Raw genomic sequence first — 15027 nt, 5'->3', positions numbered from 1 at the left:
CTATAATACGTATTTTGAAACATGCCTTAAGGCCGAAAATAGCTCCAAGCGCTCCTCGTTGGAATTGACCATAACACTTAGATTGTAGCTTTTATATTTGCCCTCTTTGCTTGATTTTGAGACAACCAGCTTATGCTCTCTGTCACCTACAATATCAAGCACGATTTTATGCGCATTTTGATCTTTTTCAAAAATTACTTTATACTCCCAAAAATTTGGATATTCTATCTTTGGCTCTTTATTTAGCTCGCAAATATTCGCCACTTTTACCTCCGCTTTTACTTTCAAGCATTATGTCTGTTATCTGCATGGTTTTATCTATAGCCTTTATCATGTCGTAAATAGTTAAAAGGCCTATGCTAACTCCGGTTAGCGCTTCCATCTCCACGCCTGTTTTGCCGTCTATCTTGACGCTTACTATGAGTTTGAATGCGGTAATTTCCGGGATTTCTACTATATCGCAATCTATACCGCTGATTAGTAGAGGATGGCACATCGGGATTAGTTCGCTTGTCTTTTTTGCTCCTGTTATTGCCGCTACTACTGCTGTTTGCAATACAGGACCCTTTTTGCCGGTATTTTCTTTGATAGCATTGAATGCAGCTTCGCTCATTTTGATTATTCCACTTGCTACAGCTATTCTCGTAGTTATCGATTTTTCACTTACATCTACCATTTTTGGACGATTTTTTTCATCTATATGTGTTAGCATTTATTTCCTTTAATGTTTTAAAAGATTATATCAGAAAAAGTTTAAGGAGAAAAAATACGCTCCTTATTTTAGGGGCGTATTTGAGTTGTTACAAAAAGGAGGTTTTTCTTGTCGGACAATGAAATGATATCTAAGGGGGTTAAATTTTAACTCAACTTAAAGTTAATGATTTAAAAATTTATCTAATATAATCTATAATTTATAGCGTTAAAAATTTAAAAGGCCAAGCATGCTTATTATAAATTCTAAACTTTCCACTACAAATATTAAAGTTGCAAAAATTTTGCCAGAGCTTATACAAGGCTTCATATATCACAACTTGCCAGAAAGCGAGCATATCGGATATAGACATAAAAAGACAGGCAAAATATTTAAGAAAACAAATTTTGATTTTAGTTTGAGAGGTTTAAATTTGCAGATAAGATTTACTTCGCATGAGCCAAAATTTGAAGAGCTTATTGCCATGGAAATTTTAAAAAACGGTCTTAAGCTAGGTGAAATTTATCTGCTGGACACTAACATATCAATATCATCTCATAGAGTTAATGAGCTAGAAAGTAATAGTGTTTTGTTAAAAGGTTATGTAGCTTGCGCTATACAAGGGCTTTTGGGATATAAAATCTATCTTGAGCCTCAGGATTCAAGGCATCTTGAAATGATGAAAACTAATGCATCGCAGAGATTTGATACTATAAAAGGATATGAATATGACGGCGAATTTGAGCTTAATTTAAAATGGCAAAACCTTTCTAAGCCTGTTTTATTTTATTATGGTAATAATAATGCGCCAATGCGTGCATGGCAGGCTATATGGGAAATAAAGGCTGGTAGCGAGATGATAAATTTGATACTTGATACAGGTGTCGGAAGCGGATGCATGAGCGTGGGAACGGGATTTTTGGAGGTTGTAAAAGAAAATTAATTCAGCAAATTATATATTAATAGTTTCAAACTCTAAAAGAGTAAATTTTCTTTTACATTCGTAATAATATCATATTTTATAATATCTTTTGAAATTATATATTAATATAAGATATTTTTAATATATAAAGATGTAAAATTATTTTAAAATATTTCAGGATAATGAATTTATGGGACTGGCGCATAAACTTTATAAAATCGGTATTTTAATAGATGATGACAAAACCAAGGATATGGTTGAAAATCATAATTTTAAAGAGAGCGAATATACAACCTTGGTTGTTGATTTTAAAATACAAGATGATAAATTAATAGACAAACCGATTATTTCTAAGTCATCTTTAGATAATCTAAAAACATTTTTTACTAAAAAAATCGGAGGTACTAGTAATTCATATTATCTATATCCAAATTACGAGTATCAGAAAGAAAGCGACTTATATAAAAAATTTCAAGCTATCTCTCATACTATAAAAAATTCTATTATGGTTTATGCGAATGATAAAAATATTTCTTTAGCAAAAATTGTATTTGACTATATAGATAACTACAAAGTTGATGAGCTTAATTTAAAGTCATATCAAAAAAATGATTATTTTCTTGTTTTATTAATAAATGGCAAGACTTTTTATGAGCTTATGCCTGAGGTTTTAAAAAACTATATAGATGAGTTTGTAGAGCCTCACATAAAAGATAAAAATGATAAACCTTTTTTAAAAGAGCAGATAGATATTATCAGTGGGAAAAAAGAACTATGCGGGTACAGCCCAAATATAAAATTTTTTACTATGGATAATTATGATGATATTTTTAAAGTGCAAATGATAGACAAAATGCCTATGTCAAAAGATACTGCAAAAGCCATAAAAAAAGGTTGGATGTTTGCTGTAAATAATCTCAAATTTTACTATAAAGGGCTGGAGTATATAATAATTCCATCAATGTTAAATTTTGACGAAGAAGTTTTCAATGATATGTTATATTCTTTGAAAGAATCTAAAAATAACTTAGAAAGCTTTGCTTCTAGAGAAGAGAGTTTTATCTGGTCACTTGAAGATCAAGTAGAAAAAGTGATAAATATAGATAGCCTAACACTTGATATACTGTTTACTAAAGTTAATACTACAAATTTATCTGTTCAGATATTTTCTACACTAGAAGACATAATACCTAGCAGAATAAGACAAGTGGCAAATTTAATGAAAGATAATTATATAAGTGATAGTTTATACGTAGTGAAAAATGAAGATCAAAATATAAAATACACATATTTGAGAGATTATTTTAGAAATATTGAGCAGTTTAAAAACAGTAATGGCTTAAAGGGATTGGAAAATAAAATTTTTCAGGAAAGAATTTATTTGGCAAAGCTGCTTTTGGGCTATTTAAAGATAGATTATTTAGAGCTTTTAAAGAGATTTGAGCACTTTAGAGAATTTGATGCAGCAAATAAAAAAAGAATGAATTCTGAAAAAAAAGATGTGAAAGACTGGATAGTATATCCAAGAAAATATGTTGAAAATGAGGATAAAATTTTAGAGTTTTTAAAAAAAATAGATGCGATAAAGGATAAAAATGGAACTTTTTTCTGAATATTTTGAAAATTTATTGGAATTACATCCAGATTATTTTGATAATGGATTAATTAAAGGAGCTTATTTAATAGGTGCTTACTCTAAAAGTATAATTAATAACTCTTTGTATTCGGAAGTTTCTGGTGGAAATAAGACTTTTGAAAAATGGCTTTCCAATCAAAAAATAATAGAGGTTAATTTAAAGAAAATTTTTAATAAAGCAAATGAATTTGAAAGAAAGTTAAGACTTGGTAACTTTAAAGATAGTAATTTGTCCCAGCTTGTTACTACACATTTCAATTATGATAAAAATACTAAAATATCTCAACAAGAGATTTCATATGCCTTTATTAGAGGCTTTAATGATTACGCAAAATTTAAAAGAGAAGCTAAAGAAATAAAAAAAGGAGAATAGTATGAGTGAGTTAGCAAAACATAGTGAAATTTTATTTTTGTGGGATGCGAAAATGACAAATCCCAATGGTGATATGCTAAATGATAACGCGCCAAGATATGATGAAAGCGATAGAAAGGCTGTAGTAAGTGATGTCAGGGTCAAAAGAACAATCAGAGATGATCTCCAAAATAGAAAAGAAAGAACTATTTTTGTAAATAATGCAGAGCAGGTACAATCTGCGGAGACTAGATTTGCAGAACTTAAAAATGCACTAAAGCTAAAAGATGATAAAGAAGTTTTTCTAAGCTGTATAGATAATAGACTTTTTGGTGGAGTTGCGCCCAAAAGCAATATCCAAATCATCGGAGCGGTGCAGTTTTCGTGGGCAAAGTCTTTAAATGAAACCGAGACTATTTTATCCCAAGGAACAGGCGCTTTTGGAAAGGACAATAGCCAAAATAAGACTTTTAGAACAGACAACTATATACCTTATGGGCTTTTCGCTATGTATGGCACAATAAACTCTATAAATGCTAAAAAATCAAATGCTAGCGAAGATGATGTTGCCGATATGCTTGATTCTATGTGGCAAGGAACAAAGTTGCTAAATACCAGAAGTAAGGTCGGTCAAAAACCTAGAATGCTTATTAGAGTAATTTATAAAGATACTTATATGATAGGATTACTTGATGAGCTTGTAAGAATTGATAATGAAAATTCGCAACAGCTTCGTAGTTTTAATGAGTGTGAATTAAATTTTACAAATTTAATAAACTCTCTAAGAAATATGAGTGAAAAGATAGAAAAAGTTGTGATTTTTTATGATGAAACAGCAAGACAATATATTGATAATTTTAAAAATATAAGCATCAATTTAGAGGTTAAAGAATTATAATGTTTGCTTTTAAAGTTTGGGGAAAATTTGCTTGCTTTAAAGATCCTTTAGGTATTAGTCAAAATATTACTTTGCCTATTCCGCCGAAGACAGCCGTTTCAGGAATGCTCGCGGCTTTGCTTGGAGTAGAAGATTATTTAAATGATAGTAAGTTTTCAGGTTTTAAATACAGTGTAGTTTTAGGAAATTCAATCATAAAAAAGACTTTTTCGCAAAATTATATAAACGATTACACTAAAAATACAAAAACTCATATTAATAATTTGCTTAAATTTAATATAGAAAAAATAGCAAATGGACTTAGGGATATAAAAGCTCCTCAAAAGCCGATCAACAGAGAGCTATTGATTAACCCTAAGTATATAATCTTTATTGATGAATTTGAGCTTGAGGCTGAAGCGATTCATAATCTTAAAAATAGAATTTGTAAATTTTCATTTTATCTTGGCAATAGTGAATTTGCCGGTAATTTTGAGTTCTTAGAAATAAATAAATTTGAAAATTTATATTTTGATGAGGTCGGGATAGACTCATTTTTATTGGAATGCGATATAAAAAATATAGACTTTGAAGATAGTGTTTTATATTCGCCTTTAAGTTTTGCTACTGCTTTAGATGCCGACAGATCGCCCATCGCAAGTAAAAATTTGATTTTATCTAACAATAAAATAAGAGCTAAAAATATTGAGGCTTTTAAAATAACTTGTGGCGATAAAATTTATCATTGCAGATTTGTATAATGGAGATTTCCGATCAATTTAATTCTCATCCAAAAAAACCATATAATTCGCATATCGGCAATATAAATAATAGTTTTGGCGATGATTTAGATCATATCGAGACAAGTTCTTATCACGACATAGCTAAACTTGCTGATAAATTTCAAACATACATTAGTCTTGAGACAAAAGATTTTGAATCTAAAGAAGAATTTAAAAAGGCAAGAGAGAAGCTAAAGACAACACATACGCTAGAAAGCGCTTTTATATATTTTTTTGCTAAAGAAAACAAGAATATAAATTTCTTAGCTAATTTTTTTAGTATTTTAAAGCATCACTCCGACCTACCTGATATTCTAGAATTTATAAAAGGCTATCTGTCTGTAATTAATTTTAAAGATAGCATCAATCAAAAAGTTCAGACATCTCAAGATATTTGTAAAATTGCTAAAATAGATGCAAATATTAATATTCGTAGTTTTATGAAATATTTTTTAGCGTTAGAAAGAAATTTTAAGCAATTTCAAAATTTAGACAACTTTTTTATTTTTAAAAAGCGATATTCACGATTAATTTTAGCAGATAAATTTGAAGCTATATTTTCTAAGCCATATAGTAATGTGGATATTTTAAGTAAAGAAAAAATTGATTTTTATTTGTATAAAATAAGTCAAATAATAAATGAAAAGCAGAAAAAAGATGCGAATAATTACAAAACAAAAGCCAGAGAAGTAATCTTTAAAAATTTTAAAAACAATACTGAAAAAGACAAATTTTTAATCAAAGCCCCAACCGGTATCGGCAAGACATTTTTAGCTCTTAGTTTGGCTTTAGAAATTTCTAAAATAAAAGGTAATAAAAGGCGCATAATAACGGCTATTCCATTTACTTCTATAATAGACCAGACACATGATGTATATGAAAATGTGATAGGTAAAGATAGTGTTTTAAAATATCATCATCTGACAAAATATACACAAAAATCCATAAATTGCAGCGAGGAAGATGAAAAAGAACAGTTTTCGCAAAAAATATTTTTAGCAGATATTTGGCAAGAAAATTTTATCGTGACTACTTTTAATCAATTATTTTATATATTTTTTTCGAATCACAATAGGGATAATTTAAAGCTTGAAACTCTTAGAGATAGCGTTATAATAATAGACGAGATACAAAATATACCTAGAGTATTATTAAAGCCGATTTCTATTGCATTTAATGAGTTTGCAAAGAGATACAACATTCATTTTATTATTATGTCGGCTACTATGCCGCATATTCAAGCTGAACTTGAAAATTTTACCGAGCTTTCTGTGCCAGAATTTTATAGCCAAAAGCAAGATAGATATAAACTTATTTATAAGTCAAATTTGAGTGATTTTGAAAATTTAAAAGATGAAATTTTAAAGAATAAAAATAGAAATGTTCTTTGTGTTGTTAATACTATTTTTAAAGCTAAAAAACTATACGAAATGATAAAAAAAGAAATTGAAAATAAGGCAAATATTTATCTTTTGACTACTCACCAAATTCCGCTTCATAGAATTGAGTTGATTAATGAGATTAGATTGAAGTTGCGCAATGATAAAGATAAGATTATTTTGATTTCAACACAACTTATAGAGGCTGGAGTTGATCTTGGCTTTGATGTTGGATTTCGTGAATTTGCACCTTTTGGTGCTATTATTCAGACTGCAGGCAGGGTAAATCGAGAGGGGGTTAATAAAATCTCGGACGTTATTGTTTTTGATTATTTAGATAATAGTTCACTTCCGTATCACAATACGGATTTGCAAGAGAAAAAAATGAAAGAAATTTTATCTAACAATATAAAAGAGAGTCAAATTTACGATGTTTTAGAAGGATATTTTAATGATACGAAATATGAAACTACTAGTATAAATTTGCTAGATTATGCTAAAAATTTGGATTTTCAAACATTATTTACAAAATTTAACTGTAATTTTATGCCAAATCAGCCTTGGAAGGTATCACTTTTTATAGAACAAGAAGAAGGGCAATTTAATAAATTTTTAGAAAATAGAGAGACTATCCTGCAAGCATATGATGATAAATTTGAAGCTATCGCACGTATTAAAGATCTGGAAAAGGATTTGGGATTATATACTATATCGGTTAGTGAAAAATTAATTTCGCAAATAAAATGCAATATAAGAGAGATGTTCGGACGATATATTTTACCTCCGAGTGATTTTTATAACAAAAAAGATGGATTTTTGCCTGAATTAACTATTATCGAAGAGGCTTTTATGTAATGTTTAGCAAGGATCAAATAGCCGGTACTCTCGTCAATTATTATATTACCTGCAAGCGTGAAGCTTGGCTTTACGCACACCATATATATCCAGATCAAGAAGATGAAAATATGGCTTTAGGCAGAGTGATGGCAGAGATAAAGGAGCAGAATTTACAAGATTTTGCCTTTGCAAATCTAAAATTTGATAAACTTTCAAAGGAGCGCGGACACTATTTGGTGACCGAATATAAAAAGAGTTTAAAAAATCCGGAAGCAGGCAAGATGCAGTTGTTGTTTTATCTCTATCTTTTAAAAATCGGATTAAGGCTAAAAGATGTAAAAGGCAGGCTGATAAGCGGCAAAAGCGTGTTCTTAGTAGATGCAAGTGAAGAAAATTTAAATATGATAAAAGAGATTTTAATCGATATAGAAAAACTTGTAAATATGCCAACAGCCCCAAAATTTGAGTATAAAAAGATATGCGATAATTGTGCATATAGAAATTATTGTATGTGAGATAAGCTTTGTATGTAATACTATTTTATGACATTGTGGGCGCAGAGTTTAAAGAGAAAAACAATGCAAATCGCATAAGAAAAGCAGTGGAAAAATATCTGCCGCGCGTGCAGTTTTCTGTTTTTGAGGGCGAGATAAGGCAGAGTGATTTTAAGAAGTTAGCCGCAATCTTGCAAAAAGAGTGCATAAAAGAGCTTGATTCCATCATCATATACACATTTAACTCGCTTAAATATTCAGATAGAATAGTAATCGGGCAGGATAAAAATCAATCACTTTTTAGCTAGGATAAAATATGCAAAAAAATGATAGAACACACTTTATTTTAAATCCTGGGCGATTAAGACGGCAGGATAATAATATATATTTTGATAAATATGACGATGAAATGTCGGTTGTAGCGACTAAAATTTTGCCTATTAATGCCGTAGATGAAATTTATATACTGGCAAAAGTTGATATGGATAGCTATACTATGGCATTTTTGGCTGATAATAATGTGCTTTTGCATATATTTAGTCCTTATCAGAGCTTTCGTGGTAATTTTTTCCCAAATACTTCAAATTCAGTAAATAAAAGCGGATTTGTGCTTTTGCAGCAATTAAGATCTTTTGACGATGAAATTAAGAGAAGCTACATAGCTAGAGAGATAACAAGAGTTCATATTTTAAATGATGCACTTAACTGCAAGAAGTATGGCGTAAAATTTGATACCGCCCCTCATATATCGGCGCTTGAAGCTGCTAAAACAATACCGGAAATAATGGCCGTAGAGGGCTCTTTTCAAAAGCTATATTATGAAAAATGGAATGAAATAATAACCGACCAAAAGAGCTTTAAATTTACCGTTCGCTCCAAGCGTCCTCCGGCTGATAAGATAAATAGCTTTATAAGTTATGTAAATACGCGTATCTATAATGTATGCTTGAGTGAAATTTATAAGACCGAGCTTGATCCTAGAATCGGCTTTTTACACGAGCCAAATTATCGTTCTTTAAGCTTGCATTTGGATTTGGCTGAGATTTTTAAACCTATTTTAGGTGATACTCTAATATTTTCGATGTTGAATAAAAAAGAGATTACTGCAAAAGATTTTGAGACTAATGCCGGAAGGATAAAATTTACAAATGAAGCAGTGCAAAAAATAGAGATGAAAATGATATCTAAATTAACGGATCAGATAGAAGCAGGAGGACAAAAGCTTACATGGAGACAGATTATTCGCAGAGAAGCAAACCGGCTTAAAAAATGTATATGCGAAAATGCACCATACGAAGGTTTTGTATATCAATAAAGCTTTGCTTAAGATTTTTAAATACTCGTAATTTTGGGCTTTGCGTATTTTAGTAATATTAATTTTAATTTATTTATAAGGTAAATGTATATAGACTTTTATCTACAAACTGCCTTGTAGTTTTATATTTGAGTGCTGTTAGAATTTGCCTTTTAGGCTTTGAAACATTAGCTTTGTAGAAAAAAAGGCTGAGATTGATTCTAGTTAGAATTTGCCTTTTAGGCTTTGAAACGGACAAAAAACATACTCCTCAAAATGCGGAACTATTGTTAGAATTTGCCTTTTAGGCTTTGAAATAAAGAAGTATAGGATTGGCTAAAATGACACTCAAAGAAGTAAGCGAAATAACAGGAATACCATACATAACCCTATCACAATGGAATAGAGGTAAGGGATATAGAAAATCCCTCGCAAGGTTTTTGAAAAATAGTGATAGGTCAGTTCTTATCAAATATTTTCAAAGCAAGACAATTGAGCCAAGAAAAAAATCCTAGCTCAATTCTTTCTTGATTTGTTTGCCGATCTCTGTCTTTCTTTTCCAAGAAGTCTTTGGATTTAAAAGCTCTTTTTTTAGTTTTTCAACCCTTTGAGTTTTTAGTTTATTCTTTAAAAAGCTTTCTTTGACATTTGGATAGGCTTTGATAAATTTCTTGTCAAGATCAGTTAGGTTTATTATCTCGCCTCTTGGTACATCAAGAGTATGAAGTGGATGAGGCATTTGGCTATCTATAAGCCTTGCATTATCCACATTAAGCTTTGGGTTTTCAAATTTCATAGGGTTCTTAAAGTTTCTATCAGAATAAAAGGTTATGATTTCATCAATAAGTGGTCCTAGGCGGTGAAAATCCGTAGGGTTAAAAAAAAGGGGGGGGGTAGCTAATGCACCACCACTTGTTTTATTTGTTGCCACTAAAGTAAATTTCACCCCTTCTTTATCAACCCACTCATAAATCCTAGCGTTTCTTTTGTTTATAAAAGGCTCTTTATGCATAACTAAAAACTTACGCATATTAACGCCCAAGTTCATGAGCTCATCGTCTGTTACATAGCCCTCTTTGGTTGGATCGCTAAGATGCCTAATCTCTATATGCTTAGCTCTTTTTACCCTGTTGCCATTCCTATACTGCAAAGCATCTTCTACATTATCTATGTCCTGAGTGTAATAAGTTTTGATATATTCATTTTTTCTTAACCATTTGTGTTGATTGGATTGGATAGTATTTCAAATCCTTTTGTCTCATCTATTTTATTCTTTGGCTATTGATTTATATATGTTTTTAGGAATAAATTTATTTTAACAATATGACCACCATTTTCCATAACAGATAAGGAGCTCATATCTATATTTTGATCTAATTGAATAACTTGATCATCAACTTTTTATATCCTATGTAGTAAGTCCTATAGCTTTTAATATCTTCTTTATAATCAAAATTTGGAATATTTCATATATTTTTTCTGGAAATCTCTACATGTTAGCAAGGACTTCACAATACAATTTTGCTGCTCAAAATTTCTAGTTTTTTAATCTATTGCGTGTATTTTGCTTTAGTTTTTTCTTTTATAGATTTTGCTATTTTCTATTAATGTATATCATGTCTTTTATTATGTTTTTATTTTTGCCGTCATTATATTTTATATAATGTATCTATAGTGTTTATAATCTTAATATATTATCGAAAAAATTATATAATATTGCTTTTAAAATATCAAGACCTAGTGATAGCATTTTTTGCTCCTAATGATACATCTTCGATATAAATTCTATAGCTAAATAATTATGATATTTTCAAGTGCGTGTAGCTCTTGATAAGTATTGTAAATTGCCCACGAAGTCGATTAAGGCTCATATTTGTATACAGGGCTATTCTTGGATACACCTCTTTAATCTCTTTTCAAAATAATTGTAGTTTTATCTTTTTAAGCTAATTTAAATCAAATAGATGGTCTATATTTTTCTATAATAAGATTGTTATATACTTTACTGAACTACATTTTGCTTGAGAGTGTTTACTTTCATATATGATATCTTAGATTCCATCTTATATCTTGACACTATTGCTATCTAGGCTCCAATCTGTATCTGTAAATCTGCACAAAAATTAATAAAATTTGATAAAAATAAAAAGCTATTTTTAGCACATATTATGGCCATTTGAAATGTTTTTAATTAAGAATAATGGCCGGGAGATAGGGATTCGAACCCCAGGAGGCTTTCACACCTCAACGGTTTTCAAGACCGCCGCTTTCGACCGCTCAGCCATCTCCCGAAATTAGATTGTGATTATAGCGAATTTTTCTTAAAATCGCTATAACTATTCAGTTTTTTCTTTGACGTAAGTAGCACCTTCGTTTACTTTTTCTTTTGACCACTCTACTGCATTACTTGTGTCTTTTTTAACGCCACTCCATGTGTTTGAGCAGCCAGCCATCAGAAATACTATAGATAAAAGAACAAAAATATAACGCATATTTTCTCCCTATGTCGTTTTTGGAGGCGACACCCGGATTCGAACCGGGGGTAAAAGCTTTGCAGGCTTCTGCCTTACCACTTGGCCATGTCGCCCCTTAGCTTATGGTGCCCGGGACCGGACTTGAACCGGTACAGTAAAAATTACCGAGGGATTTTAAGTCCCTTGCGTCTACCATTCCGCCACCCGGGCATAAATTTTTAAAAAACTGATGGAGCGGGAAACGAGATTCGAACTCGCGACCCCAACCTTGGCAAGGTTGTGCTCTGCCCCTGAGCTATTCCCGCATTTATTTAAAATTGTGATTTTAGCTCATTTTTGCTTAAAAAAATATTTTATTTTGTTAAAAAATTAAATTTATTGTAAGTGAAATATGTATATAATCTTCAAATACTTTTGGGGTTATAGCTCAGCTGGGAGAGCACTTGAATGGCATTCAAGAGGTCGGCGGTTCGATCCCGCTTAACTCCACCATTTATCATTTTTACTCGTTATCATAAAGCTTCAAAAAGCCCCTAAAATACGGGGTTTTGAGATAGTTTAAGCAATCATACGTTATCATTCAATTTCACTCAATTTCAATGTTTTGAGTATGTAAATGAGTATGCAAAATATGCTCGCTCAATTTTACATACTCAGAATAGCAAGGCACGATATGGCAGTATTTACGAAAGAAATAGAGCTAAAGCACTACAAATTACCCAATGATAAAAATAGAGAGTGGATAAAAGATATTTCAACTCCTTACTTATATGTATATGCAAATCAAACCAAAAAAGGCGTAACTAAGACTTTTTATTATCGTTATGCAGACAATGGCGACCCAAGACGCAAAACAAATCAAATCTCTATCGGAAAATATCCAAGCATAAGCCTAGCCGAAGCAAGAACCAAAGCGAACGAGCTAACCACCATGAGAGAGCGAGGCGAGGATATAAACCCTGAAAAAAATCAAGCTATCACATTTAAAGACCTAGCCGAACAATGGATAAAAAAAGAGCAAAGCAAGGAGCTGACAAGCTTTGATAAACAGATAGGGCGCATTAATAATCATCTCTATCCGCTATTAAAGGATAAGAATATCAAGACACTCACACGACTAGACCTATCAAATGCGATAGAAAAAATACAAGACAAAGAAGCTAAAAGGGGCTTAAGCCACGATACGTCAAAGCGAGCTTTTTACCTTATGCGTAAAATTATGGATTATGCAGTGAGTAAAGGCTACATAGATAATAACCCCGCAAGAAATATCATATTTGCCGATACTTTTAAACTATCAAAGACAAATAATTTCAAAGCTATTACAGATACGGACAAGCTAAAAGAGCTTTTAAAAGCTTTTGATGATTATCAAGGCTCAAACAGCACAAAGCAGGCTTTAATATTCGGCATTCATACATTTTTACGCAGTGCAAATGTTAGAAGGCTTAAATGGCAGTATGTGGATTTTGATAAAGACCTCATCATATTCCCGGCTAAAGAGATGAAGTTAAGAAATGAATTTATTATGCCGATAAGTAAGCAAGTAAAAAAGATTTTGCATACTCAAAAAGAGCTTTTGGGCTTAAAAAGTGAGTATGTTTTTCCGAGCGATGTAACAAACACCAAGCCTTTAAGCGAAAACACGCTCAATTATGCAATTAAACGTTTAGGTTTTGGTGATGATATGGTATTTCACGGCTTACGAACGACAGCCAGCACGCTATTAAATGAAAATATCAAGGCTCACGGGCTAGACAGCGAAGTAATAGAGCTATGTTTAGACCATAGAGAGCGCAACACGGTTAAGGCAATTTATGACAGAAGCCAAAGGCTAGAGGATAGGGCTAAGCTTATGCAATGGTGGAGTAATTATTTAGATGAGGCAAAGGGGTAAATATGGCAAAACTAAGCGAAACAAGAGATACACAAGATAACAAAGACAATAAAAGTAACATAACAAAAGAGGCGATAGAGTTAGTTATAACAGACATTCAAAAGGTATTAGCAGGCAATAGACACGACAAAAAAGATTATATTAACGCTTTTAACGATATGCTAGGGTATCGGGTAAATGATAGCTTTGAGGCTGAATTTGGCAATTATGATATTTTTTGGGAGCTTGAAATTTTAACGAAGTTTTATCAGATAGACGAAGCAAAAGACGAAATAATAACAGCCTTTGCGGAGTTTTTTAAAAACATCATAGATACAAAGCAAAGCAAAACCGCCATAGTCATAAGATACGAGAACTATTTAAAAGCTATTCAACTTTTAGAACACTCTTTTTATTTTCAATATGATTATTTTGATAACGAAAACTGGATAATTGATAAATTCGACGGATACGCAGACCACACAGAACTAACAAAAACATATACACAATTTAAATCAATGGCAGACGAGTATTTTAAACCCTTTAAAGAGCAAAAAGAACGATACGATTTATTAAATAACACACAAGCAATAAGAACAAAATTTACCGACACCCTAGTATTAAAAGCCGATATGTATCAAATTGTCGGAGTTGATAAAAACAAAAAAGCGACACTAGCGAACAAAATTTATAAATATTTTAATCCTAACGACAAAAACGCATAAATAACCTAAAAATATTTTTAGCTATCTATAAAGCCCTAAATAATGGGCTTTTACTTTTTTAAAACTCACTAAAAACACACTAACTTTACAAAAAACACCTCAACACATGCTACAAGCCTAAAAATATTCTTCGTTGCTTAGCATTCTAAAATCCTGCATAATTCACTCATATTTACCAGCTAGCTTAAAATATTAAATGACATCATAAAGGATTACTATGAAAGCTAAAAAAATATGCTTTGACAAACCAAATTTGGCACCAAAAGAGGCGGCAGCATATCTTAACATCTCAATATCTACGCTTTGGCGATTTACTAAAAAAGACGAATTCCCAAAGCCTAAAAGGCTATCGGATAGAACAATACTTTTTAACAAAAGCGAGTTAGATGACTACTTGCAAAGAATGGGAGCTTAAATGCCAAAACTAACCTTTAACGTAAGCCCTGAATGTTTTAGCGCAAATGATGAAGTTATGCTAAAGGCTTTTAAACAGCACTTGCATAATTACAAGGTTAAAAGTATGGGCGAAGCTCCGCAAGAGCTTATCGATTGTGCTTTTGACTTGTTTCATATCACACGCACGCAATCAGAAAGTATAAAACAGCTTGAAGTAAAGTTAGGTATTAGACCGGAGGAAAGAAAACCCGCTTAACTTCTTATAGGATAAACGGGTGTAATTCAACGTCAG

Annotated in this window: 17 protein-coding genes and 5 tRNA genes; 14 read left to right on the top strand and 8 right to left on the bottom strand. The window is 31.4% G+C overall.

Translation table 11 applies throughout. From position 1 onward, the window contains the following. Entirely contained in the window at window positions 1-264 is a 264-nt protein-coding gene (locus CDOMC_RS09750; protein ID WP_169975143.1) for an HP0495 family protein, read from the bottom strand. Beyond that, complete coding sequence (moaC, locus tag CDOMC_RS09745; protein ID WP_170001002.1) at window positions 239-712, bottom strand: cyclic pyranopterin monophosphate synthase MoaC; 474 nt, start codon at window positions 710-712, stop codon at window positions 239-241. The genes CDOMC_RS09750 and moaC overlap by 26 nt, the downstream gene beginning before the upstream one ends. A gap of 229 nt (window positions 713-941) precedes the next feature. On the opposite strand from moaC, the gene CDOMC_RS09740 reads away from it, so the two are divergent. The 9 genes from CDOMC_RS09740 (at window position 942) to cas1 (ending at window position 9285) form a co-directional block, all read left to right on the top strand. Next, entirely contained in the window at window positions 942-1634 is a 693-nt protein-coding gene (locus CDOMC_RS09740; protein WP_172129582.1) for a CRISPR-associated endoribonuclease Cas6, read from the top strand. 169 nt (window positions 1635-1803) lie between these two features. Next, on the top strand, window positions 1804-3225 hold the full coding sequence (locus CDOMC_RS09735; protein WP_172129581.1) for a TM1802 family CRISPR-associated protein: 1422 nt from the start codon (window positions 1804-1806) through the stop codon (window positions 3223-3225). After that, window positions 3209-3622: a hypothetical protein gene (locus CDOMC_RS09730; RefSeq protein WP_172129580.1), complete on the top strand. Its 414-nt coding sequence runs from the start codon at window positions 3209-3211 to the stop codon at window positions 3620-3622. The genes CDOMC_RS09735 and CDOMC_RS09730 overlap by 17 nt, the downstream gene beginning before the upstream one ends. A gap of 1 nt (window position 3623) precedes the next feature. Continuing rightward, window positions 3624-4499 carry a type I-B CRISPR-associated protein Cas7/Csh2 gene (gene cas7b / locus CDOMC_RS09725; protein ID WP_172129579.1) on the top strand — a complete coding sequence of 292 codons (876 nt, stop codon included), beginning with the start codon at window positions 3624-3626 and terminating at the stop codon, window positions 4497-4499. Further along, window positions 4499-5239, top strand: a complete 741-nt coding sequence (gene cas5 / locus CDOMC_RS09720; protein ID WP_172129578.1) for a CRISPR-associated protein Cas5 — start codon at window positions 4499-4501, stop codon at window positions 5237-5239. The genes cas7b and cas5 overlap by 1 nt, the downstream gene beginning before the upstream one ends. Then, entirely contained in the window at window positions 5239-7494 is a 2256-nt protein-coding gene (gene cas3, locus CDOMC_RS09715; protein WP_172129577.1) for a CRISPR-associated helicase Cas3', read from the top strand. The genes cas5 and cas3 overlap by 1 nt, the downstream gene beginning before the upstream one ends. Next, on the top strand, window positions 7494-7991 hold the full coding sequence (gene cas4, locus CDOMC_RS09710; protein WP_172129576.1) for a CRISPR-associated protein Cas4: 498 nt from the start codon (window positions 7494-7496) through the stop codon (window positions 7989-7991). The genes cas3 and cas4 overlap by 1 nt, the downstream gene beginning before the upstream one ends. An 8-nt stretch (window positions 7992-7999) precedes the next feature. Next, complete coding sequence (gene cas2 / locus CDOMC_RS09705; protein WP_170019628.1) at window positions 8000-8278, top strand: CRISPR-associated endonuclease Cas2; 279 nt, start codon at window positions 8000-8002, stop codon at window positions 8276-8278. An 8-nt stretch (window positions 8279-8286) separates the two neighbouring features. Beyond that, window positions 8287-9285, top strand: coding sequence for a CRISPR-associated endonuclease Cas1 (cas1, locus tag CDOMC_RS09700; RefSeq protein ID WP_172129575.1), 999 nt, complete (start codon window positions 8287-8289; stop codon window positions 9283-9285). Between the two features lie 490 nt (window positions 9286-9775). Here cas1 and CDOMC_RS09695 read toward each other — a convergent pair whose 3' ends face one another. From CDOMC_RS09695 to CDOMC_RS09670, 6 genes are all read right to left on the bottom strand, one after another. After that, window positions 9776-10414: a hypothetical protein gene (locus CDOMC_RS09695; protein ID WP_172129574.1), complete on the bottom strand. Its 639-nt coding sequence runs from the start codon at window positions 10412-10414 to the stop codon at window positions 9776-9778. Window positions 10415-11465: 1051 nt separating this feature from the next. Beyond that, window positions 11466-11555: transfer RNA gene (locus CDOMC_RS09690), tRNA-Ser, on the bottom strand. Window positions 11556-11600: 45 nt separating this feature from the next. Next, the gene (locus CDOMC_RS09685; protein WP_172129573.1) at window positions 11601-11756 is read right to left on the bottom strand and encodes a hypothetical protein; all 156 of its coding nucleotides are present in this window, start codon (window positions 11754-11756) and stop codon (window positions 11601-11603) included. A gap of 21 nt (window positions 11757-11777) precedes the next feature. Then, window positions 11778-11851: transfer RNA gene (locus tag CDOMC_RS09680), tRNA-Cys, on the bottom strand. 10 nt (window positions 11852-11861) lie between these two features. Next, a tRNA-Leu gene (locus CDOMC_RS09675) sits at window positions 11862-11948 on the bottom strand. Between the two features lie 20 nt (window positions 11949-11968). Further along, window positions 11969-12043: transfer RNA gene (locus CDOMC_RS09670), tRNA-Gly, on the bottom strand. Between the two features lie 111 nt (window positions 12044-12154). On the opposite strand from CDOMC_RS09670, the gene CDOMC_RS09665 reads away from it, so the two are divergent. The 5 genes from CDOMC_RS09665 (at window position 12155) to CDOMC_RS09645 (ending at window position 14991) form a co-directional block, all read left to right on the top strand. After that, window positions 12155-12230: transfer RNA gene (locus tag CDOMC_RS09665), tRNA-Ala, on the top strand. Window positions 12231-12411: 181 nt separating this feature from the next. After that, window positions 12412-13635 (top strand): tyrosine-type recombinase/integrase, encoded by a 1224-nt coding sequence (locus CDOMC_RS09660; RefSeq protein ID WP_172129572.1) that lies wholly within the window; start codon window positions 12412-12414, stop codon window positions 13633-13635. 2 nt (window positions 13636-13637) lie between these two features. Further along, window positions 13638-14339 (top strand): hypothetical protein, encoded by a 702-nt coding sequence (locus tag CDOMC_RS09655; protein WP_172129571.1) that lies wholly within the window; start codon window positions 13638-13640, stop codon window positions 14337-14339. Window positions 14340-14556: 217 nt separating this feature from the next. Beyond that, window positions 14557-14754, top strand: a complete 198-nt coding sequence (locus tag CDOMC_RS09650; RefSeq protein WP_172129570.1) for a helix-turn-helix transcriptional regulator — start codon at window positions 14557-14559, stop codon at window positions 14752-14754. After that, on the top strand, window positions 14755-14991 hold the full coding sequence (locus CDOMC_RS09645; RefSeq protein ID WP_172129569.1) for a hypothetical protein: 237 nt from the start codon (window positions 14755-14757) through the stop codon (window positions 14989-14991). It begins immediately after the preceding gene. The last annotated feature ends 36 nt before the right edge of the window (window positions 14992-15027 follow it).

This window comes from Campylobacter sp. RM16192, from assembly GCF_004803855.2.
Taxonomy (GTDB): Bacteria; Campylobacterota; Campylobacteria; order Campylobacterales; family Campylobacteraceae; genus Campylobacter_A.
This window is presented reverse-complemented; position numbering and strand designations above follow the sequence as displayed.

Bases quoted from the DNA above. Each gene is read 5' to 3' on its own strand.
- moaC (WP_170001002.1), bottom strand. From the start codon at position 712: ATGCTAACACATATAGATGAAAAAAATCGTCCAAAAATGGTAGATGTA.
- CDOMC_RS09740 (WP_172129582.1), top strand. From the start codon at position 942: ATGCTTATTATAAATTCTAAACTTTCCACTACAAATATTAAAGTTGCA.
- CDOMC_RS09735 (WP_172129581.1), top strand. From the start codon at position 1,804: ATGGGACTGGCGCATAAACTTTATAAAATCGGTATTTTAATAGATGAT.
- CDOMC_RS09730 (WP_172129580.1), top strand. From the start codon at position 3,209: ATGGAACTTTTTTCTGAATATTTTGAAAATTTATTGGAATTACATCCA.
- cas7b (WP_172129579.1), top strand. From the start codon at position 3,624: ATGAGTGAGTTAGCAAAACATAGTGAAATTTTATTTTTGTGGGATGCG.
- cas5 (WP_172129578.1), top strand. From the start codon at position 4,499: ATGTTTGCTTTTAAAGTTTGGGGAAAATTTGCTTGCTTTAAAGATCCT.
- cas3 (WP_172129577.1), top strand. From the start codon at position 5,239: ATGGAGATTTCCGATCAATTTAATTCTCATCCAAAAAAACCATATAAT.
- cas4 (WP_172129576.1), top strand. From the start codon at position 7,494: ATGTTTAGCAAGGATCAAATAGCCGGTACTCTCGTCAATTATTATATT.
- cas1 (WP_172129575.1), top strand. From the start codon at position 8,287: ATGCAAAAAAATGATAGAACACACTTTATTTTAAATCCTGGGCGATTA.
- CDOMC_RS09685 (WP_172129573.1), bottom strand. From the start codon at position 11,756: ATGCGTTATATTTTTGTTCTTTTATCTATAGTATTTCTGATGGCTGGC.
- CDOMC_RS09660 (WP_172129572.1), top strand. From the start codon at position 12,412: ATGGCAGTATTTACGAAAGAAATAGAGCTAAAGCACTACAAATTACCC.
- CDOMC_RS09655 (WP_172129571.1), top strand. From the start codon at position 13,638: ATGGCAAAACTAAGCGAAACAAGAGATACACAAGATAACAAAGACAAT.
- CDOMC_RS09650 (WP_172129570.1), top strand. From the start codon at position 14,557: ATGAAAGCTAAAAAAATATGCTTTGACAAACCAAATTTGGCACCAAAA.
- CDOMC_RS09645 (WP_172129569.1), top strand. From the start codon at position 14,755: ATGCCAAAACTAACCTTTAACGTAAGCCCTGAATGTTTTAGCGCAAAT.